The organism is Kitasatospora sp. NPDC101801 (genome assembly GCF_044766665.1).
In the GTDB taxonomy this organism is placed as follows: domain Bacteria; phylum Actinomycetota; class Actinomycetes; order Streptomycetales; family Streptomycetaceae; genus Kitasatospora.
On the sequence record NZ_JBIWML010000001.1, the window covers coordinates 442,388 to 467,265 of the forward strand.

General features: G+C 71.2%; 23 protein-coding genes. 3 read left to right on the forward strand and 20 right to left on the reverse strand.

All coding sequences use genetic code 11. The features are described from left to right. Window positions 1-18: 18 nt before the first annotated feature. The 3 genes from aspS to ACIRPK_RS01930 are packed head-to-tail and all read right to left on the reverse strand — an operon-like array spanning window position 19 to window position 3,788. Window positions 19-1,809, reverse strand: a complete 1,791-nt coding sequence (aspS, locus tag ACIRPK_RS01920; protein ID WP_403031536.1) for an aspartate--tRNA ligase — start codon at window positions 1,807-1,809, stop codon at window positions 19-21. After that, window positions 1,806-3,068, reverse strand: a complete 1,263-nt coding sequence (gene hisS, locus ACIRPK_RS01925; RefSeq protein WP_403031538.1) for a histidine--tRNA ligase — start codon at window positions 3,066-3,068, stop codon at window positions 1,806-1,808. Before hisS ends, aspS begins: the two co-directional genes overlap by 4 nt. 12 nt (window positions 3,069-3,080) lie before the next feature. After that, window positions 3,081-3,788 carry an MBL fold metallo-hydrolase gene (locus tag ACIRPK_RS01930; RefSeq protein WP_403031540.1) on the reverse strand — a complete coding sequence of 236 codons (708 nt, stop codon included), beginning with the start codon at window positions 3,786-3,788 and terminating at the stop codon, window positions 3,081-3,083. Window positions 3,789-4,041: 253 nt separating this feature from the next. Between ACIRPK_RS01930 and ACIRPK_RS01935 the strand changes: the two genes are divergently transcribed. Together ACIRPK_RS01935 and ACIRPK_RS01940 are read left to right on the forward strand one after the other, a co-directional pair. After that, the gene (locus tag ACIRPK_RS01935; protein WP_403031543.1) at window positions 4,042-4,842 is read left to right on the forward strand and encodes a peptidylprolyl isomerase; all 801 of its coding nucleotides are present in this window, start codon (window positions 4,042-4,044) and stop codon (window positions 4,840-4,842) included. Window positions 4,843-5,090: 248 nt separating this feature from the next. Further along, complete coding sequence (locus ACIRPK_RS01940) at window positions 5,091-6,320, forward strand: DUF349 domain-containing protein (RefSeq protein WP_403031546.1); 1,230 nt, start codon at window positions 5,091-5,093, stop codon at window positions 6,318-6,320. 68 nt (window positions 6,321-6,388) lie between these two features. Here the strand turns inward: ACIRPK_RS01940 and ACIRPK_RS01945 are convergent, their stop codons facing one another. The 16 genes from ACIRPK_RS01945 to pgsA all read right to left on the reverse strand — a co-directional run bounded on the left by ACIRPK_RS01945 (window position 6,389) and on the right by pgsA (window position 21,938). Continuing rightward, a complete protein-coding gene (locus ACIRPK_RS01945; RefSeq protein WP_403031549.1) occupies window positions 6,389-8,806 on the reverse strand; it encodes a RelA/SpoT family protein in 2,418 nt (805 codons plus the stop codon). A 133-nt stretch (window positions 8,807-8,939) separates the two neighbouring features. After that, window positions 8,940-9,491, reverse strand: a complete 552-nt coding sequence (locus ACIRPK_RS01950) for an adenine phosphoribosyltransferase (RefSeq protein WP_403031550.1) — start codon at window positions 9,489-9,491, stop codon at window positions 8,940-8,942. 22 nt (window positions 9,492-9,513) lie between these two features. Then, window positions 9,514-10,629 (reverse strand): protein translocase subunit SecF, encoded by a 1,116-nt coding sequence (gene secF, locus ACIRPK_RS01955; RefSeq protein ID WP_403031552.1) that lies wholly within the window; start codon window positions 10,627-10,629, stop codon window positions 9,514-9,516. A gap of 4 nt (window positions 10,630-10,633) precedes the next feature. After that, window positions 10,634-12,373 carry a protein translocase subunit SecD gene (gene secD / locus ACIRPK_RS01960; RefSeq protein ID WP_403031555.1) on the reverse strand — a complete coding sequence of 580 codons (1,740 nt, stop codon included), beginning with the start codon at window positions 12,371-12,373 and terminating at the stop codon, window positions 10,634-10,636. A gap of 143 nt (window positions 12,374-12,516) precedes the next feature. Beyond that, window positions 12,517-12,912, reverse strand: a complete 396-nt coding sequence (gene yajC / locus ACIRPK_RS01965; RefSeq protein ID WP_403031558.1) for a preprotein translocase subunit YajC — start codon at window positions 12,910-12,912, stop codon at window positions 12,517-12,519. Window positions 12,913-13,120: 208 nt separating this feature from the next. Continuing rightward, window positions 13,121-14,197, reverse strand: a complete 1,077-nt coding sequence (ruvB, locus tag ACIRPK_RS01970; protein ID WP_403031560.1) for a Holliday junction branch migration DNA helicase RuvB — start codon at window positions 14,195-14,197, stop codon at window positions 13,121-13,123. A gap of 23 nt (window positions 14,198-14,220) precedes the next feature. Further along, window positions 14,221-14,832, reverse strand: a complete 612-nt coding sequence (ruvA, locus tag ACIRPK_RS01975; protein ID WP_403031563.1) for a Holliday junction branch migration protein RuvA — start codon at window positions 14,830-14,832, stop codon at window positions 14,221-14,223. Continuing rightward, complete coding sequence (gene ruvC / locus ACIRPK_RS01980; protein WP_403032700.1) at window positions 14,829-15,386, reverse strand: crossover junction endodeoxyribonuclease RuvC; 558 nt, start codon at window positions 15,384-15,386, stop codon at window positions 14,829-14,831. The genes ruvA and ruvC overlap by 4 nt, the downstream gene beginning before the upstream one ends. Window positions 15,387-15,503: 117 nt before the next feature. After that, window positions 15,504-16,262: a YebC/PmpR family DNA-binding transcriptional regulator gene (locus ACIRPK_RS01985; RefSeq protein ID WP_403031566.1), complete on the reverse strand. Its 759-nt coding sequence runs from the start codon at window positions 16,260-16,262 to the stop codon at window positions 15,504-15,506. Between the two features lie 66 nt (window positions 16,263-16,328). Then, window positions 16,329-16,940 carry a pyridoxal 5'-phosphate synthase glutaminase subunit PdxT gene (gene pdxT, locus ACIRPK_RS01990; RefSeq protein WP_403031569.1) on the reverse strand — a complete coding sequence of 204 codons (612 nt, stop codon included), beginning with the start codon at window positions 16,938-16,940 and terminating at the stop codon, window positions 16,329-16,331. Window positions 16,941-17,025: 85 nt separating this feature from the next. Next, window positions 17,026-17,937 carry a pyridoxal 5'-phosphate synthase lyase subunit PdxS gene (gene pdxS / locus ACIRPK_RS01995; protein WP_184911749.1) on the reverse strand — a complete coding sequence of 304 codons (912 nt, stop codon included), beginning with the start codon at window positions 17,935-17,937 and terminating at the stop codon, window positions 17,026-17,028. A 154-nt stretch (window positions 17,938-18,091) separates the two neighbouring features. Further along, entirely contained in the window at window positions 18,092-18,637 is a 546-nt protein-coding gene (locus ACIRPK_RS02000; protein ID WP_403031571.1) for a hypothetical protein, read from the reverse strand. A gap of 11 nt (window positions 18,638-18,648) precedes the next feature. Continuing rightward, window positions 18,649-18,999, reverse strand: a complete 351-nt coding sequence (locus tag ACIRPK_RS02005; protein ID WP_403031574.1) for a 5-carboxymethyl-2-hydroxymuconate Delta-isomerase — start codon at window positions 18,997-18,999, stop codon at window positions 18,649-18,651. Window positions 19,000-19,228: 229 nt separating this feature from the next. Beyond that, on the reverse strand, window positions 19,229-20,410 hold the full coding sequence (locus tag ACIRPK_RS02010; protein WP_403031577.1) for a glycosyltransferase family 4 protein: 1,182 nt from the start codon (window positions 20,408-20,410) through the stop codon (window positions 19,229-19,231). Continuing rightward, window positions 20,407-21,303 carry a phosphatidylinositol mannoside acyltransferase gene (locus ACIRPK_RS02015; RefSeq protein ID WP_403031580.1) on the reverse strand — a complete coding sequence of 299 codons (897 nt, stop codon included), beginning with the start codon at window positions 21,301-21,303 and terminating at the stop codon, window positions 20,407-20,409. The genes ACIRPK_RS02010 and ACIRPK_RS02015 overlap by 4 nt, the downstream gene beginning before the upstream one ends. After that, window positions 21,300-21,938, reverse strand: a complete 639-nt coding sequence (pgsA, locus tag ACIRPK_RS02020; protein WP_403032703.1) for a phosphatidylinositol phosphate synthase — start codon at window positions 21,936-21,938, stop codon at window positions 21,300-21,302. The genes ACIRPK_RS02015 and pgsA overlap by 4 nt, the downstream gene beginning before the upstream one ends. 204 nt (window positions 21,939-22,142) lie before the next feature. Between pgsA and ACIRPK_RS02025 the strand changes: the two genes are divergently transcribed. Further along, window positions 22,143-24,113 (forward strand): elongation factor G, encoded by a 1,971-nt coding sequence (locus ACIRPK_RS02025; RefSeq protein ID WP_403031582.1) that lies wholly within the window; start codon window positions 22,143-22,145, stop codon window positions 24,111-24,113. 166 nt (window positions 24,114-24,279) lie between these two features. Here the strand turns inward: ACIRPK_RS02025 and ACIRPK_RS02030 are convergent, their stop codons facing one another. Further along, window positions 24,280-24,705, reverse strand: a complete 426-nt coding sequence (locus tag ACIRPK_RS02030) for a thiol-disulfide oxidoreductase DCC family protein (RefSeq protein WP_403031585.1) — start codon at window positions 24,703-24,705, stop codon at window positions 24,280-24,282. Between the last annotated feature and the right edge of the window lie 173 nt (window positions 24,706-24,878).

A 24,878-nucleotide genomic window follows, 5' to 3' on the forward strand; every position in this document is an offset into this window, starting at 1 on the left:
GATCGTACAGATCCTGCGTCAGGCCTCGTTCGCCGTCTCGGACTTGGCGTCGTCGCGCTGCTTGGGCTTGGCGTCGACACCGGCCTCCCGGCGCTGGGCCGGGGTGATCGGGGTCGGTGCACCGGTGAGCGGGTCACCACCGGTGGAGGTCTTCGGGAACGCGATGACGTCCCGGATGGTGTCGTACCCACCGAGCAGGGTGACGATACGGTCCAGGCCGAAGGCAACCCCACCGTGCGGCGGCGGACCGTAGTTGAAGGCGTCGAGCAGGAAGCCGAACTGCGACTGCGCCTCCTCCTCGCTGAGCCCGATCGCGTCGAACGCGCGCTTCTGCACGTCCCGCTGGTGGATACGGATCGAACCGCCGCCCAGCTCCGAGCCGTTCAGCACCAGGTCGTACGCGTTGGAGAGCGCGTTGCCCGGGTCGGTGTCGAAGGAGGCCAGCGACTCCGCGGTCGGCGCGGTGAACGGGTGGTGCACCGCGTGCCAGCCCTGGAACTCGCCCTTGTCGTCCTCGATCGGCTCGAACATCGGGAAGTCGACCACCCAGAGGAAGGCCCACTGCGACTCGTCGATCAGGTTGCAGCGACGGCCGATCTCCAGCCGGGCCGCGCCGAGCAGCTCCTGCGAGGCGGTCTTCTTGCCCGCCGCGAAGAACACCGCGTCACCCGGCTTGGCACCGGCGGCGGCCGCCAGTCCGGCCAGGTGCTCCTCGGAGAGGTTCTTGGCCACCGGGCCGCGCAGCTCGCCGGTCTCGGCGTCCACCAGCACGTAGGCCAGGCCGCGGGCGCCGCGCGCCTTGGCCCAGTCCTGCCAGGCGTCCAGCTGCTTGCGCGGCTGGGAGGCGCCACCGGGCATCACCACGGCGCCGACGTACGGGGCCTGGAAGACCCGGAACTCGGTGCCCTTGAAGTACTCGGTGAGGTCGGTGAGTTCCTGGCCGAAGCGGACGTCCGGCTTGTCGGAGCCGTAGCGGTTCATCGCGTCCGCGTAGGTCATCCGGGGCAACGGGCTGGGCAGCTCGTAGCCGTGCACCTCGGACCAGATCCGGGAGACGACCTTCTCGCCGAGCGCCAGGATGTCCTCCTGGTCGACGAACGAGGCCTCGATGTCGAGCTGGGTGAACTCCGGCTGCCGGTCGGCGCGGAAGTCCTCGTCCCGGAAGCAGCGGGCGATCTGGTAGTACCGCTCCATGCCGGCCACCATCAGCAGCTGCTTGAACAGCTGCGGCGACTGCGGCAGGGCGTACCAGTGGCCCGGCTGGAGCCGGACCGGGACCAGGAAGTCGCGGGCGCCCTCGGGGGTGGACCGGGTCAGGTACGGGGTCTCGATGTCGAGGAAGTCGTTCTCCTCCATCACCGTACGGATGACGTGGTTCACCTTGGAGCGCAGGCGCAGCGCGCGGGCCGGGCCCTCGCGGCGCAGGTCCAGGTAGCGGTAGCGGAGGCGGACCTCCTCGTTGACCGTGCCGGGCTCGTACTCGGCGACCTGGAACGGCAGCGCGGCGGACTCGGAGAGCACCTCCAGGGCGCCGACCACGACCTCGACCTTGCCGGTCGGGATCTCCGGGTTCTCGTTGCCCTCCGGGCGGACCCGGACCTCGCCGACGACCTTGACGCAGTACTCGGAGCGCAGGTCCCCGATCGCCTCCAGGTCGCGGGCGACGATCTGCACGGTGCCGGAGGCGTCGCGCAGGTCGATGAAGGCCACGCCGCCGTGGTCGCGGCGGCGGGCGACCCAGCCGGCCAGGGTGACGGTCGTTCCGGCGTGCTCCGCGCGGAGCGTGCCCGCGTCGTGCGTGCGGATCACAGCTGCTTCTCCTTCAGGGTGGTGACGAGTGCTTCGAGTTCGACGGGGATCTGCTCGCCGGTGGTCAGGTCCTTGAGCTGGACCACACCGGCGGCGAGATCTCGGTCCCCGGCGACCAGGGCGAAGCGGGCGCCGGAACGGTCGGCGGACTTCATGGCGTTCTTGATGGTCTTCACACCGAAGGCCAGGTCGGTGGCGATGCCGGCCCGGCGCAGCTCGGTGACCTTGCCGAACAGCACGTTCTTGGCCTCCTCGCCGAGTGCCACGGCGTACACCGAGGTGGTGGCGGGCAGGTCCAGGACGATGCCCTCGGCCTCCATCGCGAGGAAGGTGCGGTCCACGCCGAGGCCCCAGCCGACGGACGGCAGCGCCGGGCCGCCGAGCATCTCGGAGAGACCGTCGTAGCGGCCACCGCCGCCGATCGCGGACTGGGCGCCGAGACCCCCGTGCACGAACTCGAAGGTGGTCCGGGTGTAGTAGTCGAGCCCGCGGACCAGCTTCGGGTCGTCGACGAAGGCCACCCCGGCACCGGTCAGCAGCGCCCGGACCTGCTCGTCGTACGCCTTGCACGCCTCGCACAGGTAGTCCCGCAGCATCGGCGCGCCGACCAGCTGGTCCTGCACCGACTGCCGCTTGTCGTCGAGCACCCGGAGCGGGTTGATCTCGGCCCGGCGGCGGGTCTCCTCGTCCAGGTCGAGCCCGGCCAGGAAGTCCACCAGCGCGGCGCGGTAGACCGGGCGGCACTCCTTGTCGCCCAGGCTGTTGACCAGCAGCCGGTAGTCGCTCAGCCCGAGCGAGCGGAACGCGTCGTCGGCCAGAATGATCAACTCGGCGTCCAGCGCCGGGTCCTCGGCACCGATCGCCTCGGCACCGATCTGGGCGAACTGGCGGTACCGGCCGGCCTGCGGGCGCTCGTAGCGGTAGAAGGAGCCCGAGTACCAGAGCTTGACCGGCAGGTTGCCGAGCTTGTGCAGGTTGGCCTGGAGGGTCGCGCGGACCACCGAGGCGGTGCCCTCGGGACGCAGCGCGAGATCCTCCTTGCCGCGCTTGGTCAGCGAGAACATCTCCTTGGAGACGATGTCGGTGGACTCACCGACGCCCCGGGAGAAGAGCTTGATGTCCTCGAAGACCGGGGTCTCGATGTAGCCGTAGCCGGAGCGGCGCAGCGGGGCACTCAGCCGCTCGCGGATCGCCAGGTAGGTGGCGGAGCTCGGCGGCAGCAGGTCGTAGGTGCCCTTGGGGGCGCTGAAGGTGCTCAACTTATCTATCCGTCACATTCCTCGTCGCGGGAGGGCCGGGGCGCCGAGCGCTCCCGCCGCCTGCTGGAGGTAGGGGTTGGTGGCGCGCTCACGGCCGATGGTGGTCTGGCCGCCGTGGCCGGAGAGGACCACGGTGGCGTCGTCGAGGGGCAGGCAGACCCGGGCCAGCGAGCGCATGATTGCCTCGCTGTCTCCGCCCGGGAGGTCGGTACGCCCTACCGAGCCGGCGAACAGCAGGTCGCCCGAGAACAACACCGGTGGGATGTCGCTCTGCGAAGGCGTCCGGAAGGTCACCGACCCCTTGGTATGGCCGGGCGCATGATCGACCGTCAGCCGGAGACCGGCCAGTTCGAGCACCGCGCCGTCGGTCAGCTCCCGCACGTCGTCCGGCTCGCCGACCGTGATCGAGCCCATGATCTGCTGCCCGATCGCGCGGCCCAGGCCGCGGGCCGGATCGCTCATCATGTAGCGGTCGTCGGGGTGGATCCAGGCCGGGACGCCCTGCGCACCGCAGACCGGCACCACCGAGGCGATGTGGTCGATGTGCCCGTGCGTCAGCAGGACGGCGACCGGCTTGAGCCGGTGCTCCCGGATCAGGTCCTCGACCCCCTGCGTCGCCTCGTGCCCGGGGTCGACGATCACGCACTCCTCGCCGGCTGCCGGCGCGACCAGGTAGCAGTTGGTGCCCCAGGCCCCGGCGGGAAATCCGGCGACGAACAACGTGATTCCTCTCAATCGGGTATCGATCGGTTGCTTAACGCTATGGCTTCGGGCCAGCCTACCGGCGGCGGGGCGCCGGTTCCTAACCGGTTACCAGCGAGTCGACTCTGCCCCGACCGGCCCAATCGTGACCTCCGACCAGCGCAGCTGATCTCGTACTTACGGACGGGGTCCCTACACTTGGCCGCCTGCGGATGCGATGATCCGCATCAGCATCCCGAAGAACTCCCCCATCTTTCAGGAGACACGGCCGGTGGTCACCAGCGAACAGCGTCGACGTCAGCTCGCCCGCGACAAGTACGAGCGGCAGATGGAGCGTCGGGTCGAGGCCCAGAAGAAGGCCAAGCGGCGCAACGCGATCGTCGGCGGCGCCCTCGCCGTCGTGGTGATCGCCGCAGGCGGCGCCTGGGCCGGCGGGGTCTTCGACTCCGACTCCAAGGCCAAGGACAAGAACGCGCAGGCCGCGCCGACGCCGCCCGCCGCGGTCACCCCGGCCAAGGGCTGCGAGACGCCGGCCGCCGGTGCGCCGAACGCCAAGCAGTGGAAGACCGAGCCCCCGCTGGCGATCGACACCAAGGCCGCCTACACCGCGAAGCTGGCCACCAGCTGCGGCGAGGTGACCGTCACGCTGGACGCCGCCAAGGCGCCGCACACCGTCAACTCCTTCACCTACCTGGCCAGCGAGCAGTACTTCGACCACGTGAAGTGCCACCGCCTCACCACCGAGGGCATCTACGTGCTCCAGTGCGGCGACCCGACCGGCACCGGATCGGGCGGCCCCGGCTACCAGTTCGCCGACGAGAACCTGACCGGCGCGACCTACCCGGCCGGCACCGTGGCGATGGCCAACGCCGGCCCGGGCACCAACGGCAGCCAGTTCTTCCTGGTCTACAAGGACACCCAGCTGCCCCCGAACTACACCCCGTTCGGGAAGATCACCGGCGGGCTGGACGTCCTCACCAACATCGCCGGCGGCGGCGTCAAGGGCGGTGGCGGCGACGGTGCGCCGAACGCCGACGTGGTGCTCAACTCGGTTACCGCCACCAAGAGTTGACCGGTCAGGTGGCCGGGCCCCGAGCACTCGGGGCCCGGCCACGCCGGAACCCGACCGGCCCGGATACGGACAACGCCGGTGCTGGTCGCCTATCTTGCTTGTTGTATAGGGTGCCCTGACCGTCGGCCGTCACCCTCGGCGCACGAATCGACGGCTCGGACGGCGGACTCCATCGGTCCGCCGCACATCAACTGTGGACGACGTACACGCCCCGTGCGGGCCGTGACGTCATGTGGAGGAGGCGCGCTGTGAGCAGCGAACCGTGGGGCCGTGTCGACGAGCAGGGGACCGTCTACGTCAGGACCGCCGACGGCGAGCGCGCCGTCGGCTCCTGGCAGGCGGGCTCCCCCGAGGAGGCCCTCGCCTACTTCGAGCGCAAGTACCAGGGACTGGCGGCCGAGATCGCCCTGCTGGAGCACCGGGTCCGGAAGACCGACCTCGGCACCAAGGACGCCCAGACGGCGCTCGACCACCTGCGCGCGCAGGTCGTCGAGGCGCACGCGGTCGGCGACCTGGAGTCGCTCGCCAAGCGGCTGGACACCCTGACCGGCGAGATCGAGACCCGGCAGAACGAGCGCAAGATCGCCAAGGCCAAGGCCCAGGACGAGACCCGCGAGGCCAAGGACAAGCTGGTCGCCGAGGCCGAGCAGCTCGCCGAGTCCACCCAGTGGCGGGAGGCCGGGGACCGGCTGCGCGCGCTGGTGGACATCTGGAAGGGTCTGCCCCGACTGGACCGGAAGAGCGACGACGAGCTGTGGCACCGCTTCTCGCACGCCCGCTCGGTCTTCTCCAAGCACCGCAAGGCGCACTTCGCCACCCTGGACTCCGAGCGCGAGCAGGCCCGCGCGGTCAAGGAGAAGCTGGTCGCCCAGGCCGAGGCGCTCTCCAGCTCCACCGAGTGGGGTGACACCGCCGCCGCCTACCGGGATCTGATGACCAGTTGGAAGGCTGCGGGCCGCGCCCAGCGGGACGCGGAGGAGGAGCTGTGGGCCCGGTTCCGGAGCGCGCAGGACGTCTTCTTCCAGGCCCGGTCGGCCACCTTCAGCGAGCGGGACGCCGAGCAGGGCGAGAACCAGAAGCTCAAGGAGGCCCTGCTGCTCGAGGCCGAGGCGATCCTGCCGATCACCGAGCTGAAGGCCGCCAAGGCCGCGCTGCGCGGGGTCAACGAGCGCTGGGAGGCCGTCGGCCACGTCCCGCGCGACGCCAAGCCGAAGCTGGACGCCCGGCTGAACGCGGTCGAGCGGGCGATCCGCGAGGCCGAGGAGGCCGAGTGGCAGCGCTCCAACCCGGAGGCCCGGGCCCGCGCCACCGGTATGACCAGCCTGCTGCAGTCCGCCGTGGACAAGCTCCAGGGCGAGCTGGACAAGGCCCGTGCGGCCGGCAACGCGAGCAAGGTGGCCAAGCTGGAGAACGAGCTGGCGGGCCGTCAGGTCCTGCTCGACCAGGCCCTGAAGAGCCTGCAGGAGTTCAGCGGCTGATCCGCCGCCCTGACTCACGAAAGGGCCCCCACCGCCTTCCGGCGGTGGGGGCCCTTTCGGGTACCCGGCTACTTGCGGGCCGAGGTGACCCGGTAGACGTCGTACACGCCCTCGACGCCGCGGACCGCCTTGAGCACGTGCCCGAGGTGCTTCGGGTCGCCCATCTCGAAGGTGAAGCGGCTCATCGCCACCCGGTCCCTGGAGGTCTGCACCGCCGCCGACAGGATGTTGACGTGCTGGTCGGAGAGCACCCGGGTGACGTCCGAGAGCAGTCGGGACCGGTCCAGCGCCTCGACCTGGATCGCCACCAGGAAGACCGAGGACTGGGTGGCCGCCCACTCGACCTCGATCATCCGCTCGGGCTGCTGGGTCAGCGACTCGACGTTGACGCAGTCCGCCCGGTGCACCGAGACGCCGTTGCCCCGGGTCACGAAGCCGACGATCGGGTCGCCCGGCACCGGGGTGCAGCAGCGCGAGAGCTTGACCCAGACGTCGTCCACGCCCTTGACGATGATGCCCGGGTCGCCCTTCGCCCGGCGCCTGGTGGCCCGGTTCTGATGGGTCGTCGGGGTCGCCGTCTCGGCCAGGTCGTCGGTCGCGCCGTCCTCGCCGCCGAGCGCCTGGACCAGCTTCTGGACGATGTTCTGCGCCGCGACGTGACCCTCGCCGATCGCCGCGTACAGCGACGAGATGTCCGGGTAGCGCATCTCGTGCGCGAGCGTGACCAGCGAGTCGCCGGTGAGGATGCGCTGGATCGGCAGACCCTGCTTGCGCATCGCCCGGGCGATCGCCTCCTTGCCCTGCTCGATCGCCTCCTCGCGGCGCTCCTTGGAGAACCACGCCTTGATCTTGTTCCGGGCCCGGGGCGACTTGACGAAGCCCAGCCAGTCCCGGGACGGGCCGGCGTTCTCCGCCTTGGAGGTGAACACCTCCACCGCGTCGCCGTTCTCCAGCGTCGACTCCAGCGGCACCAGGCGGCCGTTGACCCGTGCTCCTATGCAGCGGTACCCGACCTCGGTGTGCACCGCGAAGGCGAAGTCCACCGGGGTGGCCCCGGCCGGCAGCGCTATCACGTCACCCTTGGGGGTGAACACGAAGACCTCGTTGTTGGAGAGGTCGAAGCGCAGCGACTCCAGGAACTCGCTCGGGTCCTCGGTCTCCTTCTGCCAGTCCAGCAGCTGCCGCAGCCAGGCCATCTCGTTGACCGCGCCGGCCTTGTCGTCCTTGCGGACCTGCGACGGGGTGTCGGTGCGGACCTTGGAGGCGCCGGCCACCGCGCGCTGCTTGTACTTCCAGTGCGCGGCGATGCCGTACTCCGCGCGCCGGTGCATGTCGAAGGTGCGGATCTGCAGCTCGACCGGCTTGCCACCGGGGCCGATCACCGTGGTGTGCAGCGACTGGTACATGTTGAACTTGGGCATCGCGATGTAGTCCTTGAACCGCCCCGGCACCGGGTTCCACCGCGCGTGGATGGTGCCCAGCGCCGCGTAACAGTCGCGGACGGTGTCGACCAGGACCCGGATGCCGACCAGGTCGTAGATCTCGGCGAAGTCGCGACCTCGCACGATCATCTTCTGGTAGACCGAGTAGTAGTGCTTCGGCCGGCCGGTCACCTGGGCGGTGATCCTGGCCCCTCGCAGGTCACCCTGGACCTGGTCGATCACGGTGGCCAGGTACTCGTCCCGCTTCGGCGCCCGCTCGGCCACCAGCCGGACGATCTCGTCGTACATCTTGGGGTAGAGGATCGCGAAGGCGAGGTCCTCCAGCTCCCACTTGATGGTGTTCATGCCCAGCCGGTGCGCCAGCGGGGCGTAGATCTCCAGCGTCTCGCGGGCCTTCTTCTCCTGCTTCTCCCGCTTGAGGTACCGCATGGTGCGCATGTTGTGGAGCCGGTCGGCCAGCTTGATCACCAGGACCCGGGGGTCCTTGGCCATCGCGACCACCATCTTGCGGACCGTCTCGGCCTGCGCGGCCTCGCCGAACTTCACCCGGTCGAGTTTGGTCACGCCGTCGACCAGCAGGGCCACCGAGTCGCCGAAGTCCTTGCGCAGGGTCTCCAGGCCGTAGTCGGTGTCCTCGACGGTGTCGTGCAGCAGACCCGCCATCAGGGTGGCGGCGTCCATGCCGAGTTCGGCCAGGATGGTGGCCACCGCGAGCGGGTGGGTGATGTACGGGTCGCCGCTCTTGCGCTTCTGGCCGCGGTGCCACTTCTCGGCCACCGCGTAGGCGCGCTCGATGTCGCGCAGCAGGGCCGGGTCGGCCTTCGGGTCCTGGGCCCTGATGGTCCGGAAGAGCGGTTCGAGCACCGGGTTGAGCAGGGTGCTGCGCTGGCCGCCGAGTCGGGCCAGCCGGGCCCGCATGCCGCCGGTGGCGGAGGGCTTGACCACCGCGGGGGGCGGTGTCGGCCGTACCGGGGTGGCCCCCGAGGGCGTGGGCCGGCTGTCGGGGGCGGCGGCCTTGGCCGTGGGCACAACCTCGTCGGGCAAGGACACTCCTCGTGGCGCGGTGCCTTCCCCTCGCACGAGAAGGGGAACGGATGATTCTTCATGGTACCGAGCCCGGGTAAACGCCGAGGCACGGGCATCCTCAGGATGCCCGTGCCTCGTGCGTCACGCAGGTTCAGACGGTGACCAGGGTCTCCAGCGGCGCGTCGCCCAGGTGCGGGGTGAGCCGCTCGCGGCCGTCCAGGAAGCCGAGCTCCATCAGCACGACCACCCCGGCCAGCTCGGCACCGGCCCGGCGGACCAGGTCCAGCGAGGCCCCGATGGTGCCGCCGGTGGCCAGCACGTCGTCGACCACCAGCACCCGCTCACCCGGCACGAAGGCGTCGCACTGCACCTCCAGGGTGGCCGAGCCGTACTCCAGGTCGTAGGACTGCTCGTGCACCGCGCCGGGCAGCTTGCCCTGCTTGCGGATCGGCACGAAGCCGAGCCCGGCCGCGTAGGCCGCCGGGGCGGCCAGCACGAACCCCCGTGCCTCCAGACCGACCACCTTGGTCGCACCGAGCGCCCTGGCCCGGTCGGCCAGCGCCCGGGTGAGGGCCGCGAAGGCCCCGGCGTCGGCCAGCAGCGGCGCGATGTCCTTGAACAGCACGCCGGGCTTGGGGTAGTCCGGTACGTCCCTGATCCGGCTGTTGAGCAGCGCGGCCAGGACGGGGTCGGGAGAGGTCACGGGGGTCCTTCGGTCAGTCCGGTCAGTGCTTGCCGGACGGGCGGCCCTTGGTACGGGACCGGCTGACCGGCTGGTTGCGGCTACCGACGATACCCGCAGCGCCCTCGTCGCCCTCGCCCTCCTGGGCCGGGTCGGGCTCGCCGGCGGCGATCCGGTCGGCCTCGGCCTTGGCGTCCGAGGCCCGGCGGGCCGCGACCTTCTTGGCCAGCGTCTTCATCTCCGGCTGCAGCTCCTTGAGCTGCGCGTACAGCGGAGTGGCCACGCAGATCGAGGAGTAGGCACCGGCCGCGAGGCCGATGAAGAGGGCGAGCGAGATGTCGTTCAGGGTGCCCGCGCCGAGCAGACCGCCACCGATGAAGAGCAGGGCGGCGACCGGGAGCAGCGCCACCACGGTGGTGTTGATCGAGCGCACCAGGGTCTGGTTGAGGCCCGCGTTCGCGGCCTCGCTGAAGGTGCGCTTGTTCTGCCGGGTGATGCCCTTGGCGTTCTCCTTCACGGTGTCGAAGACGACCACCGTGTCGTAGAGCGAGTACCCGAGGATGGTCAGGAAGCCGATCACCGTACCGGGGGTGACCTCGATGCCGACCAGGGCGTAGACGCCGATGGTGATCAGGAGGTCGTGGATCAGTGCCACCAGGGCGGCGATCGCCATCCGCCACTCGAACGCGATGGCCATGTAGACGGTGACCAGCACCATGAAGATGACCAGGCCGAGCAGTGCCTTCTTGGAGATCTCCTCGCCCCAGCTGGGGCCGACCACCTGGGCGTTGATGTCGTTCGCCGGGATGCTCAGGTCCTTGGAGAGCTCGGCGATGAAGGTGCTGGCCGGCAGCTGCTCCTCGGCGCTGACCTGGATCTTGATCGCACCCTTGTCGTTGGACTGCACCAGCGCGCTGGTGTCCTTGAGGATGTCGTCCGCCGCCGCCTTGGCCTGACTGACCGTCAGACCGGGCTTGGTGAGGGTGTAGACCGAGCCGCCCTCGAACTCGATGCCGAGCTTGAGGCCGAACGCCAGACCGATGCCGGCGATCAGCACGATCAGGGCGGAGATGCTGTACCAGAGCTTGCGCCGACCGACGAAGTCGAAGCTGACCTCACCCTGGTAGAGACGGTGACCGAGGTTGCTGAACCGCGACATCGCGTCAGACCTCCTTCGCGGCGGTGGCGGAGGTGCGGCGACGACCGCGCACCGGAGGACGGGCACCGAGGCGCTTCGGGTCCAGGCCGGACCACTTGTTGCCCTCGGCGAAGAACTTCGTCCGCGCCAGCAGGGTGATCAGCGGCTTGGTGAAGAAGAAGATCACCACGACGTCGAGCGCGGTGGTCAGGCCGAGGGTGAAGGCGAAGCCCTGCACCTTGCCGACCGAGACCAGGTAGAGCACCGCGGCACAGAGGAACGAGACGAAGTCCGAGACCAGGATGGTGCGCCGGGCCCGGGGCCAGGCGCGCTGGACGGCCGGGCGCAGCGGGGCGCCGTCGCGGACCTCGTCGCGGATCCGCTCGAAGTACACGATGAAGGAGTCCGCGGTGATGCCGATCGCGACGATCGCACCGCAGACGGCCGGCAGGTTGAGCGCGAAGCCGATGCCGGCGCCGAGCAGCGACATGATCGCGTAGGTCAGCGCGGCGGAGACCACCAGACCCGCGATCGACACCAGGCCGAGGCCGCGGTAGTAGACCAGCGAGTAGAGCACCACCAGGATCATGCCGATCCCGCCGGCCACCAGACCGGCCTTCAGCTGGTCACCACCGAGCTGCGGGGAGACCGTGGTGACGTCGCTCATCTCGAAGGTGAGCGGCAGGGCGCCGAAGCTCAGCACGTTGGCGAGCGCCTTGGCCTCGGTCTGGGTGAAGCTGCCGGTGATGACCGCGCTGCCGCTGATCGACTGGCTGACGGACGGGTGGGAGACCACCTTGCCGTCGAGCACGATCGCGAACTGGTTGGTCGGGCTGGGCTGGGTGGCGAGCTGGCCGGTGGAGGCGGCGAACGCCTTGGAGCCGGCGTCGTTGAACTGGAGCTGGACCTGCCAGCCGGCACCCTGCTGGGTGTCGAAGGAGGCCATCGCCTTGTCGATGTTCTTGCCCTCGCCGGCCACCGGGCCGAGCGCGAACTTGTACCAGACACCCTTCTCGGCGTCGAAGCTGCAGGCGACCGTGTTCTTGGTCGGGTCGGTCTGGTAGTCCAGCCGCTGGCCCTGGACCGAGCAGTCCAGTGCGGTGTACTGCTGCTGCAGCTCCGGCGGGACGGTGCCCTGGGTGAGCGCGGCCGACAGCTCGGCGGCGGACGGCGCCGACGGGGCGGCGGACGGCGCGGTGCTCGGGGTGGCCGAGGCGGTCGGGTCCGCCTTCAGGCCGTCGGTGACGGCGCGGCCGGCCGTGGCCGAGGCGCTCGGAGCCGGCGGCGCGGCGGAGGCACCGGTGCTCGGGCTGGCCGAGGGGCTCGCCCCGGCGCTCGGCGTGGCCGCCGGCACGTTGGGCAGGGCGCCGGTGGGCGCGAGCGCCAGCACCGGGCGGAAGTAGAGCTTCGCGGTCTGGCCGATGTCCTTGATCGCCTGCTCATTGTCGCCATCCTTGTTCGGGATGTTGACGATGATCGTGTTGGACCCCTGCGTCTGGACCTCGGCCTCGGAGACGCCGAACGCGTTCACCCGCTTCTGCAGGATGTTGACCGCGGTGTCCATGTTGGTCTTGTTGATCGCGGCGGGGTTGTCCGACTTGGCGGTCAGCGTGATGCTGGTGCCGCCCGCGAGGTCGATCCCGAGACGTGGCGTGGTGTGGCCCGTCCCGAACATGAGGGCGACCAGACCGACGGTGATCACCAGGATGAAGGCCAGCGCCCGCCCCGGGTAACCGTCGCGCGGGCGCGACTTGGGTGTTGCCACCTTGCTCGTTTCTCCCTGTCCATGGCGCCGGTCACCGGACCCTGTCCGGTAGGTGGCGGATAGGGGGAAGGTGGCCTGACGGCCCGTGAGGTCCTGTGAACGCGCGGCCGGCGGCCGCGCGGTCGAGGGTGTGCCCGACCGTACTACTTGCTCTGCGGGGCCTCGTCGTCGGTACCGTCGGTGCCCGACTCGTCCTTCTTGTCGAAGCTGAGCGGCTTCTCGTCGGCCTCGTCGACGGTCTCCGCCGGCTCGTCCTCGGCGGGACGGCCGTTGATGATCGCGTCGTACTCCTCGCGGTCCAGCACCGCGGCGATCGCGCCCTTGGTGTAGTGCACGACGGTGCCCGGTGCCACCTCCAGCTCGACGGTCTCCTCGTTCACCGACTTCACCAGGGCGTACATGCCGCCGATGGTGCGGACGCCCGAACCGGGCTCGAGCGCGGAGCGCAGCTCCTTGGCCTGCTCCTGGCGCTTCTTGTTGGAGCGGAACAGCATGAAGAGCAGGAGCAGCGGCACGAGCAGGATGATGAGGTTAGACACAGCAGCCAGAGTCCTTACGGGCCACCCGAACGGGCGGCCTGTGGTGATTGGTCGGCCCCATCAGGTCGAGAGGGGCGGTCCGGCGGAGTCTAAGCGACCCGCCCTGATCGGACAACGCCAAGCATGTCATCCTGCCGCCGTTGGTGGCGACCTTCGGACCGCACTGTTTGCCGACGGGCCCTGGCCGAAACCCGGCCCCGAGGGACCGTCAGGCGCCGGGGCCACCGAACAGCTCGGGCTGGCCGGGCACCGCACCGCGCGGCGACTGCGGCGGCGGCACCATCCCGAGGTGCTGCCAGGCGGCGGCGGTCGCGATCCGGCCACGCGGGGTCCGGGCCAGCAGGCCCTCCCGGACCAGGAACGGCTCGGCCACCTCCTCCACCGTCTCGGCCTCCTCCCCCACCGCGACGGCGAGCGTGGACAGGCCGACCGGGCCGCCGCCGAACAGCCGGAGCAGCGCGTCGAGCACCGCGCGGTCGAGCCGGTCCAGACCGCGGGCGTCCACCTCGTAGACCGCCAGCGCCTGGGCGGCGATCTCCCGGTCCACCACGCCGTCGTGCCTGACCTGCGCGAAGTCCCGGACCCGGCGCAGCAGTCGGTTGGCGATCCGGGGCGTGCCGCGCGAGCGGCCGGCGATCTCGGCGGCGCCGGCGGTGTCGATCTGTACGTCCAGCAGGGCGGCCGAGCGGTGCACCACCCGCTCCAGCTCGCTCGGCGCGTAGAACTCCATGTGCCCGGTGAAGCCGAACCGGTCGCGCAGCGGGGGCGGCAGCAGCCCGGCCCTGGTGGTCGCGCCGACCAGGGTGAACGGCGGCAGCTCGAGCGGGATCGCGGTGGCGCCGGGCCCCTTGCCGACGATCACGTCGACCCGGAAGTCCTCCATCGCCAGGTAGAGCATCTCCTCGGCCGGGCGGGACATCCGATGGATCTCGTCCAGGAACAGCACCTCGCCCTCGGTCAGCGAGGAGAGGATCGCCGCGAGGTCGCCGGCGTGCTGGATCGCCGGGCCGGAGGTGATCCGGATCGGGGCGCCCAGCTCGGCCGCGATGATCATCGACAGGGTGGTCTTGCCGAGCCCAGGCGGGCCGCTGAGCAGTACGTGGTCCGGTGTGGTGCCGCGCTTGCGGGCCGCCTGCAGCACCAGCGAGAGCTGCTCCCGGACCCGCTCCTGCCCGATGAACTCGTCGAGCACCTTGGGGCGGAGCGCCGCCTCGACCGCCTGGTCCTCGCCGTCGGCGGCTGCCGTCACCAGGCGGTCGGCGGGGTCGGAGTCGTACGGGCTCATCGGGGCGGGCTCCTGAAGGTCCATCAGCGGGTGCGGTTGAGGGTGCGCAGCGCGGCCTTGAGCAGGGCGCCGACGTCGGTGCGGCTCTGCGCCTCGGCCTCCGGCGTGACGGCGGTGACCGCCTCGTCCGCCTCGCGCGGGGCGTAGCCGAGGCCGACCAGGGCGGCGTGCAGCTGCTCGCTCCAGGGGGCCGGACCTGCGGCGACCGGCTTCTGGGCGGGGACGCTGCCGTGCGGGGCGCCGAGCTTGTCCTTGTACTCCAGCAGCAGCTTCTGGGCCAGCTTGGGGCCGATCCTGGGCACCGCGGTGAGCGACTTGGCGTCGCCCTGGGCGACGATCCGGCGCAGCTCGTCCGGGGTGAAGGTGGCCAGCATGCCCAGCGCCATGGTGGCGGCCACCCCGCTGGCGGTGAGCAGCACGTCGAAGGTGGCCCGCTCGTCCTCGTCGGCGAAGCCGTACAGGGTGAGCGAGTCCTCCTTGACGATCAGTGCGGTGGTCAGCCGGGTGGGCTCGCCGATCCGCAGCGCGGCCAGTGTGCGCGGGGTGCACTTCACCAGCATGCCGACCCCGCCGACCTCGACCACGGCGCTGCCGGGGGTGAGGGCGGCGACCGGGCCCTGGACGAAGGCGATCATCGGCGGTACTCCCTGATCCTGGGGTTGCTCGCTGGCTTGCTCGCGGCCTGGCCCGCGACGGCGGCGGCGATCCGGTTGTGCGCCGTGCCCCGCCAGATGTGACAGATCGCCAGCGCCAGCGCGTCGGCGGCGTCGGCGGGCTTGGGCGGCTCGGCCAGCCGCAGCAGTCGGGTGACCATCGCGGTGACCTGGGCCTTGTCGGCCCGGCCGTTGCCGGAGACGGCGGCCTTGACCTCGCTGGGGGTGTGCAGGGTGACCGGGATGCCGCGCCGGGTGGCGCAGAGCATCGCGACCGCGCTGGCCTGCGCGGTGCCCATCACGGTGCTGACGTTGTGCTGGGCGAACACCCGCTCCACCGCGACGAGTTCGGGCTGATGGGTGTCGAACCACCGCTCCAGGCCCTGCTCGATCAGCAGCAGCCGCTGCCCGATCTCCGCCTCGGCGGGGGTGCGGATCACGCCGACCCCGAGCATGGTGAGCGGCCGGCCCGGGGTGCCCTCCACCACGCCGACACCGCACCTGGTCAGCCCAGGGTCAACTCCCAGCACCCGCACCTGTGAACCCATCTCTGTCGTCCGACCTGCGAAGGCTACCGTCCGGGTCGGACAACCGGACGAACGACACCGGCCCGGTGGTCCGCGAGGGACCACCGGGCCGGAGGGGCGGCCGAGTTACTCGGCGTCGAGCTCGGCACCGACCTCGTCGCTGATGGAGAAGTTGGCGAAGACGTTCTGCACGTCGTCGCTGTCCTCCAGCGCGTCGATCAGCTTGAAGATCTTGCGGGCGCCGTCGACGTCCAGCGGCACCTGCAGGTCGGCCACGAAGTTGGCGTCGGCCGAGTCGTAGTCGATCCCGGCGTCCACCAGCGCGGTGCGCACCGCGACCATGTCGGTGGCCGCGCTGATCACCTCGAACGAGTCACCGAGGTCGTTGACCTCCTCGGCACCGACCTCGAGGACGACCTCGAAGACCTTGTCCTCGTCGACCCCGTCCGCCTTCGGGACGATCACGACGCCCTTGCGGTTGAACAGGTACGAGACCGAACCCGGGTCGGCCATGTTGCCGCCGTTGCGGGTCATCGCGACCCGGACGTCGGAGGCCGCGCGGTTGCGGTTGTCGGTGAGGCACTCGATCAGGACCGCCACGCCGTTCGGGCCGTAGCCCTCGTACATGATGGTCGAGTAGTCGGCCCCGCCGGCCTCGGCACCGTCGCCGCGCTTGACGGCGCGGTTGATGTTGTCGATCGGGACCGAGCTCTTCTTCGCCTTCTGGATGGCGTCGTAGAGCGTCGGGTTACCGGCCGGGTCGCTGCCGCCGGTGCGGGCCGCCACCTCGATGTTCTTGATCATCTTGGCGAAGAGCTTGCCGCGCTTGGCGTCGATCGCGGCCTTCTTGTGCTTGGTGGTAGCCCATTTAGAGTGGCCGGACATCACCAGCTCCTTTTCGTCGCCAAAGGGAAATGAACAGAAGGGATCTTACCGGTGCCGCGCGCCGCTTCAGCGACCGGCACTCTCGACCATGCGTACGAAGTACTCGTGCACCCGGTGGTCACCGGTCAGCTCGGGGTGGAACGAGGTGGCCAGCAGGTTGCCCTGACGGACCGCCACGATCCGGCTGTCCGGACCGTCGGCCGCGGGCAGCTCGGCCAGCACCTGGACCCCGGCGCCGACCTCCTCGACCCAGGGGGCGCGGATGAAGACGCCGTGCACCGGCTGCTCGCCGAGGCCGTCGAAGGCGATGCCGGACTCGAACGACTCGTTCTGCCGGCCGAAGGCGTTCCGGCGGACCGTCATGTCGATGCCGCCGACCGTCTCCTGGTCGTCCCGGCCGTCCAGGATCTTGTCGGCCAGCATGATCATGCCCGCGCAGGTGCCGTAGACCGGCATCCCGGCCCGGACCCGCTCGCGGATGGGCTCCATCAGGCCGAACAGGAGGGCCAGCTTCGACATCGTGGTGGACTCCCCGCCGGGGATCACCAGCGCGTCGACGTCGGCCAGCTCCTCGGGCCGCCGCACCTCGCGGGCGATCGCGTCGGCCGCGGCCAGCGCGATCAGGTGCTCACGGACGTCGCCCTGGAGAGCCAGCACGCCGATGACGGGGGTACTCACGGTCACTACCTCATTCACGTTGTTGCGTCGGACGTGCGGCGGCCCGCCGCGCGATCAAGGCTGCGCGGCGGGCCGACCCAGGGAACTACCAACCGCGGTTGGCGTACCGCTCGCTCTCGGGGAGGGTGTCGCAGTTGATGCCGACCATGGCCTCGCCCAGGTTGCGCGACGCGTCCGCGATGATCTTCGGGTCGTCGTAGAAGGTGGTGGCCTTCACGATCGCGGCGGCACGCTTGGCCGGGTCACCCGACTTGAAGATGCCCGAGCCGACGAAGACGCCCTCGGCACCCAGCTGGCGCATCAGCGCCGCGTCGGCCGGGGTGGCCACGCCACCGGCGGAGAACAGCACCACCGGGAGCTTGCCGAGCTCGGCGACCTCCTTGACCAGCTCGTACGGAGCGCGCAGCTCCTTGGCGGCCGCGTACAGCTCGTTGTTGTCGTAGCCGCGCAGGCGGGCGATCTCGTTCTTGATCTGGCGCAGGTGGCGGACCGCCTCGACCACGTTGCCGGTGCCGGCCTCGCCCTTGGAGCGGATCATGGCCGCACCCTCGGCGATCCGGCGCAGCGCCTCACCGAGGTTGGTGGCGCCGCAGACGAACGGGGTGGTGAAGGCGAACTTGTCCGAGTGGTTGACCTCGTCGGCCGGGGTCAGCACCTCGGACTCGTCGATGTAGTCGACGCCGAGCGACTGCAGGACCTGGGCCTCGACGAAGTGGCCGATCCGGGACTTGGCCATGACCGGGATGGAGACCGCGGCGATGATCTCCTCGATCATGTTCGGGTCGGACATCCGGGCCACGCCGCCGTCCTTGCGGATGTCGGCGGGCACCCGCTCCAGGGCCATGACGGCCACCGCACCGGCGTCCTCGGCGATCTTCGCCTGCTCGGCGTTGACCACGTCCATGATCACACCGCCCTTGAGCTGCTCGGCCATTCCGCGCTTCACGCGGGCGGTGCCGATCTGCGGCTGGTCAGCGGTGATGGGGGTGGTGGACACGTGAGACCTCACTCGAAGATGAACCAGTGCTATCGCCCTATCGTAGGCCCGAACCCGACACGAACCACGCACCATCCAGGCCAGAAGGTCCTACGGGTTACGACAAAGAGGCTGAACAGCCACCGATTTCACTCGAAATGGGTCCAGGCCGGTCTCAGCCGGACGCACCGTGCGGGGTGAGCGCGAGCGGCGGCTCGTCGTCCATCTCGAACGCCAGCGGGAACGGCGCCCGCCCGGCCAGCCGGAAGTACCGCACCAGCCGGTGCTCCCGCACCGCCCGGGCCGCCCGCACCGCGTCGTTGTGGAACCGCCGCGCCATCGGCACCCGCCGGACGGCCGCGGTCATCTCCTTCACCATCTCCTCGCCCCCCGGCACCGCGACCAGCGCCGCCAACTGGGCCGGCTCCGCGAACACGGCGCGCAGCGCCAGGCTCAGCTCGCTCTCGGCCACCTCCCGGTGGTCGTCCTCCGCCTGCCGGGCGGCATGGGACGCCTCGTAGAGCAGGATCGAGGTCGCCGGGTCCAGCTGCGAGGAGGTCGCCAGCTCCAGCGCCACCGCCGACCGCCGCACCAACTGCGCGTCCAGCGACGCCTTCGCGGCGTCGATCCGGGCGTGCAGCCGGTCGAGCCGCCCCGCCGTCCAACTGAGGTACACGGCGAACAGCACGACCGCGGCCGCGGCCCAGATCCAGGTAGTCACGGAGCGGTACGCTACCGCGCCGCGAGGTGCCCGAAGCGGTACGTCGCCCGGTCCAGCTCGGTGACCTCGACCCCGTACGCCAGCGGCACCGACACGTACCGCTCCAGCAGCCCCAGTGCCCGCCGGGTCAGCTCGGCCCGCTGCTCGGCGCTCCGGCCCGCCAGGATCTTGATCTCCACCAGCACGAACGCCTCACCCGACGCCCCGTCACCGAGCACGTACTCCACGGCCGGCCGGAACACCGTCTTGCAGGCCGCCACCTCGGTGTCGATCACCTCGGCGATCATCGGGTGCAACTCCTTGGCGAAGCCCGCCCGGTCGAACTCGAGCTCGGCCGAATAGTCGACAAGTATCTGCGGCACAACATCCTCCATCTGGGCACACGCTTCGGAAGTCAGGGCTCGGGGAACGCTGCGCGCCGGGCATCAGCCACCAGGGGCTAGGGGAACTGCGACGCCGACCCTTGCAAGGTGATCGTCGCGTCAGTGGTCAGGCACTTTCGCAGTGATGCCCACCAGCCACGAACCGTCGCCGTTCCCCGAGCCCCTGGACAGTGCAACCTCGGGACCTGCCAAAAGCTGAGCACTGGGACTAGTCCCGGGCGAGGCCGAGGCGTTCGCGCCAGCCGCCCCGGACGTCCTCGGCGACCGGCGGCATGCCGTCCGTCACCGTCTCGTACACCGAGAGGATCTCCGCCCCCACGGTGGACCAGTCGAACCGGCGGACGTGCCGCGACGCGGCCTCCCGCAGCTCGGTCAGCCGCTTGGGGTCCGCCAGCAGCCGGACCGCCGCCTCGGCCAGCGCCCCGGCGTCCTCGACCGGGAACAGCTCGCCCGCGTCGCCGCCGTCCAGCACCTGCTTGAACGCGTCCAGGTCGCTGGCCAGCACCGGTGCGCCCGCCGACATCGCCTCGACCAGGATGATGCCGAAGCTCTCGCCCCCGGTGTTCGGTGCCACGTACAGGTCGACGCTGCGCAGCAGCCGGGCCTTCTCCTGGTCGGTCACCATGCCGAGGAACTCGACCCGCTCGCGCACCTCGGGGGCGAGGCCGGCCACCGCCTCCTCCTCGTCGCCCTTGCCCGCGACCAGCAGCCGCACGCCGGGCCGGGCGGCCACGATCGCGGGCAGCGCGGCGAGCAGGGTGGGCAGGCCCTTGCGCGGCTCGTTGATCCGGCCGATGAAGCCGATCGTGCCGGGACCGCCGTCGGCCGCCCCGCCCTGCCAGCGCTCGTCCGGTTCGGCGTCCGCGAAGAACCGGACGTCCACCCCGTTCGGGATCACCACCGCGTCGCCGCCCAGGTGCTCGACCAGGGTGCGGCGGGCGTACTCGCTGACCGCGATCCGGGCGCTTATCTTCTCCAGGCCCGGCTGCAGGATCGGCGAGGCCGCGATCATCGCCCGGGACCGCGGGTTGGAGGTGTGGAAGGTGCCGACCATCGGGCCGGACGCCGCCCAGGCGGCCAGCATCGACAGGCTCGGCGAGGCCGGCTCGTGCACGTGCAGGATGTCGAACTGACCGTCGTTCAGCCAGCGTCGGACCCGGGCCGCCGACAGGATGCCGAAGCTCAGCCGGGCCACCGAGCCGTTGTACGGCACGGCCACCGCGCGGCCGGCCGAGACCACGTACGGCGGCAGCGCCGACTCGTCCTCGGCCGGTGCCAGCACGGACACCTGGTGCCCGAGCGCGATCAGGTGCTCGGCCAGGTCGCGGATGTGGAACTGCACCCCACCGGGCACGTCCCAGTCGTACGGGCAGACAATGCCGATCTTCATCGGGTCCCCTCCAGGTCGGCCAGCCAGAACCGCTGCAGCATGTGCCAGTCCTCCGGGTGCTCCCGGATGCCGTCCGCCCAGATGTCGGCCATCGCCTGGGTCATCGCCAGGGTCTGCTCTCGCTGGTCGCCCTCGGCGGGCGGCCGCACCTCGGGGTGGATCACCGCCCGCATCACCGGACCGTCGTACCAGAGCGTGACCGGGAACAGCGCCGCCCCGGTGCGCAGCGCCAGCGCGGCCGGACCGGCCGGCATCCTGGTCCGCTCGCCGAAGAAGTCCACCGGCAGACCGGCCTCCGAGAGGTCCCGGTCCCCCACCAGGCAGACCAGCTTCCCGGCCCGCAGCCGGCGGGCCAGCGTCCCGATCACCGAGACCTGACCGCCCGTCAGCGGCAGCACCTCCATGCCCAGGCTCTCCCGGTACGCCACGAACCGGTCGAACAGCGACTCCGGCTTCAGCCGCTCGGCGACCGTGGTGAACGGGTGCCCGGCGGCACTGGCCACCCAGGCGCCGGCCAGGTCCCAGTTGCCCATGTGCGGCAGCGCGACGACGGCGCCCCGGCCGCTGCCGAGCGCCTCCTCCAGCTGCTCCACGCCCTTGACCTGGCACTGCTCGGCCAGTTCGGCCGTGCTCAGGGTCTGGAGCCGGAAGGACTCCTTCCAGTACCGCAGGTAGGACCGCATCCCGGCCCGGGACAGCGCGCGCAGCCCGGCCTCGTCCAGGTCTGGGCGGACCCGGCGCAGGTTGGCCTCCAGCCGGAGCACGCCCTTGCCCCGACGGCGCCAGGTGTGGTCCGCGAGCTGGTTGAACAGCCCGCGCGCCGCCGGCTCGGGCAGGTGCCTGAGCGCCGCCCAGCCCAGCGCGTACGCCCCGTCGATCAAACGGTCCTTCACGCTGCCGCCTCGGCTTCCCTGGACTCCCGACGGACCGTCAGCATCCGCTGCCCGACCGTCACCAGACTGCCCACCGCGACCAGCCAGAGCGCCACCGGCAGCAGCCACTCGACGTACGGCACGCCGAACCCGTGCAGCCCGGCCACCCCGGCCGCGACCAGCGTGAGCACCAGCCGCTCGGCCCGCTCGACCACCCCGGAGACGTTCACCGGGAAGCCCAGGCTCTCGCCCCGCGCCTTGGTGTACGAGACCACCTGGCCACTGGCCAGGCAGCAGACCGCCACCGCGCAGAGCAGTTCGTTGTCGCCCCGGCCCGCGTACCAGAGGGCCAGGCCGCCGAAGATCGCCGCGTCGGCGACCCGGTCCAGCGTGGAGTCCAGGAAGGCGCCCCAGCGGCTGGACGTGCCGGCCTGGCGGGCCATGTTGCCGTCCACCAGGTCGGAGAAGATGAAGAGGGTGATCGTGATGGTGCCCCAGAAGAACTCCCCGCGCGGGAAGAACACCAGCGCACCCGCGACCGACCCGGCTGTCCCGATCAGCGTCACCGCGTCCGGACTCACACCCCAACGGAGCAGGAGCGCGGCGAACGGCGTCAGGACACGTGTGAAGAAGGCACGTGCGTACTTGTTGAGCATGGCCTTCCGGACCGCCCCGATCTCACGGAACCCGCCCCCACCCAGCGGGTGGCGGGCGGCCGAGCGGATCGGCCCGCCCGGCTGGACAATGGTATCCACGCCGCTCGCACGCTCCGCCGCCCCACGCCCGCGAGCCGGTCCCCCGGCCCGACCGGCCGCCACCCAGGGCAGTCGAGGGGACACCCAGCGTCACGGAGGTGCGCCATGCCGGACCGGACCGCCCCACCGCCGTCACCCGTCGCCGACCCCGGCCACCTGCGCAACGTGGTCCTGATCGGCACCGCCGGGTCCGGCAAGACCACCCTGGCCGAGGCCCTCGCCCACACGTCCGGAGCGATCGGCCGATCCGGGAACGTCCCGGACGGGACCACCGTCTCCGACCACGAGGCGGTCGAGCACCGGCAGCAGCGCTCCGTCCGGCTCGCCCTGCTCCCGCTGGCCTGGCGGGACTGCAAGATCAACCTGCTGGACACCCCCGGCTACGCCGACTTCGCGGGCGAACGCCGGGCCGGGATGCGGGCCGCCGAGGCCGCCGTCCTGGTCGTCTCGGCCGCCGAACCGGTCGGGCCCACCGTGCTCGCCCTCTGGCGCGAGTGCCGGGCCGCCGGGCTGCCCACCGCGATCGCGCTCACCCACGTGCACCAGGCCGAGGCCGTGACGGCCTGTCAGGAGGCGTTCGGCGAGGGGCACCCGGACACCGTCCTGCCGCTCTGCCTGCCCGCCTTCCGGGACGGCCGCCTCACCGGCTCGCTGGACCTGCTGACCGGCCGCACCTACGCCGACGCCCCGCCGCCCGACCCGGCCGCCCGGGGCGCCCTGGTGGAGGCCATCGCGGGCGAGGACGACGCCCTGCTGGAGCGCTGGGCGGCCGGCGAGGAGCTCGACCCCGCCGCCCTGACCGCCGCGCTGCGCCGCGAACTCGGCCAGAACACCGTCCACCCGCTGGTCTGCACCGCCGCCCCGCTCGGCGCCGCCGAGCTCCTCGACCTGATCGTGGACGCCTTCCCCAGCCCGTCGGACCGCACCGACGGGCTGCCGTCCCCCGACCCGGACTCCCCCGTGGTCGCCCAGGTCGTGCACACCGGCGAGGACCAGTACGTCGGGCGGCTCAGCCTGGTCCGGGTGTTCACCGGCACCCTGCGGCCCGACACCGTCCTCGGCGACGAACGGGTCACCGCGATCACCAGCCCGTTCGGCCACCACCAGCGCCCGGTCCCGCAGGCCCTGCCCGGCGACCTGGTCTGCCTGGCCAAGCTCGGCCACGCCCGCACCGGTGACACCCTCGGCACCGACGGCACCGAGCTCGACCGCTGGCCCCAGCCCGAACCCCTGCTGCCGACCGCCGTCGAGGCGCACAGCAAGGCCGACGAGGACCGGCTCGCCCAGAGCCTGGCCCGGCTGACCGCCCAGGACCCGGCCCTGCGGGTCGAACAGAACCCCGACACCCACCAGCTGGTCCTGTGGTGCACCGGCGAGGCCCACCAGGCGGTGGTGCTGGACCGCCTGCGCACCCGCTACGGCGTGCACGTGGACACCGTCCCGTACCGGGTCGCCCTGCGCGAGACCTTCGCCGGCCCCGGGACCGGGCACGGGCGGCACGTCAAGCAGTCCGGCGGGCACGGCCAGTTCGCGATCTGCGACCTGACGGTGGAGCCGCTGCCGGGTGGCGGCTTCGAGTTCGTCGACAAGGTGGTGGGCGGCGCGGTGCCGCGGAACTTCGTCCCCTCGGTCGAGAAGGGCGTCCGCACCCAGCTGGCCAAGGGCGTGCTGGCCGGCTACCCCGTGGTCGACGTCCGGGTCACCCTCACCGACGGCAAGGCCCACTCGGTCGACTCCTCCGACACCGCCTTCCAGACCGCCGCCGCACTCGCCCTCCGGGAGGCGGCCGACAACGGCACCGTCCGGCTGCTGGAACCGGTCGACGAGGTCCGGGTGGTCCTGCCCGACGAGTACCAGGGCGCGGTCCTCAACGACCTCTCGGCCCGTCGCGGCCACGTCCTCGGCACCGAGCCGGGCGGCCCGGGCCTCAGCCTGCTCCGAGCCGAGGTCCCCGAACTGGAGCTGGCCCACTACCCCGTGGACCTCCGCTCGCTCTCCCACGGCACGGGCACCTTCTCCCGCAGCTACGTACGCCACGCACCCATGCCGGCTGCCCTTGCGGCGCAGTACCAGTAGCCCTTTGCAGATGCTCCGGGTCTACGGTCCAGGGGCTCGGGGAACGGCGAGGAGATCTGGCGTGCGGGTCACTGCGAAGGTGCCCGACCAGGTACGGACGGATCACCTGGCAGGGGCCGGCGTCGCAGTTCCCCGAGCCCCTGGGGGTGCACCGTGTACCGAGAAGTCAGCGTCGCGGCAGCGAGCACGCCGGGGTGCCGCCCGGGAGGCGGTGGCGGTTGCGGGCGACCCAGCGGTAGCCGAGTGCGGCCAGCGGCCGGACCGGTGCGAGGGTGAGCAGCGCACCGAGGTAGGCCCAGGCGCCGCCGCTCCGCATCAGCAGCCGCGCCACCGCCTGCGCCCCGCCGTAGACGTCCCCCCGGGGGGTCAGCCAGAGCACCTCCTGCTCGGCCCGCTCCCGGGAGATCAGGCCGGTGCCGCCCGCGCGGGCGTCCAGCTCCGCCAGGTCGGCGAACTGGAACGGCACCCCCGTCCAGTCCGCCGAGGAGAGGCTCGCGCGCAGGTAGCGCTCGGCGAACTGCACGCAGCTGCTGCAGAACGCGCAGTCCCCGTCGAAGACCAGTACCGGATCGGTCGTACGTCCCTCGCTCATACCCCGATCCTGCACCATCGGTCCCGCCCGTGACGGTGCCGCCCCGCCCGCAGGGTCGAAGGCGTCCGAAACTGGGCACCATCCCTCCGCGACCACCGTGTACCGGAAGTGACGGCTGTTCAGACGATCATCCGCGCGGCGTACCGGTCGCACGATAACCTGCCGCTGAACAC

Coding starts and splice junctions, on each gene's coding strand:
- secF (WP_403031552.1), bottom strand. CDS start 10,629: ATGTCGCGGTTCAGCAACCTCGGTCACCGTCTCTACCAGGGTGAGGTC.
- ruvB (WP_403031560.1), bottom strand. CDS start 14,197: ATGAGCCCGTACGACTCCGACCCCGCCGACCGCCTGGTGACGGCAGCC.
- ruvA (WP_403031563.1), bottom strand. CDS start 14,832: ATGATCGCCTTCGTCCAGGGCCCGGTCGCCGCCCTCACCCCCGGCAGC.
- ACIRPK_RS01985 (WP_403031566.1), bottom strand. CDS start 16,262: ATGTCCGGCCACTCTAAATGGGCTACCACCAAGCACAAGAAGGCCGCG.
- ACIRPK_RS02010 (WP_403031577.1), bottom strand. CDS start 20,410: ATGAAGATCGGCATTGTCTGCCCGTACGACTGGGACGTGCCCGGTGGG.
- pgsA (WP_403032703.1), bottom strand. CDS start 21,938: ATGCTCAACAAGTACGCACGTGCCTTCTTCACACGTGTCCTGACGCCG.
- ACIRPK_RS02025 (WP_403031582.1), top strand. CDS start 22,143: ATGCCGGACCGGACCGCCCCACCGCCGTCACCCGTCGCCGACCCCGGC.
- ACIRPK_RS02030 (WP_403031585.1), bottom strand. CDS start 24,705: ATGAGCGAGGGACGTACGACCGATCCGGTACTGGTCTTCGACGGGGAC.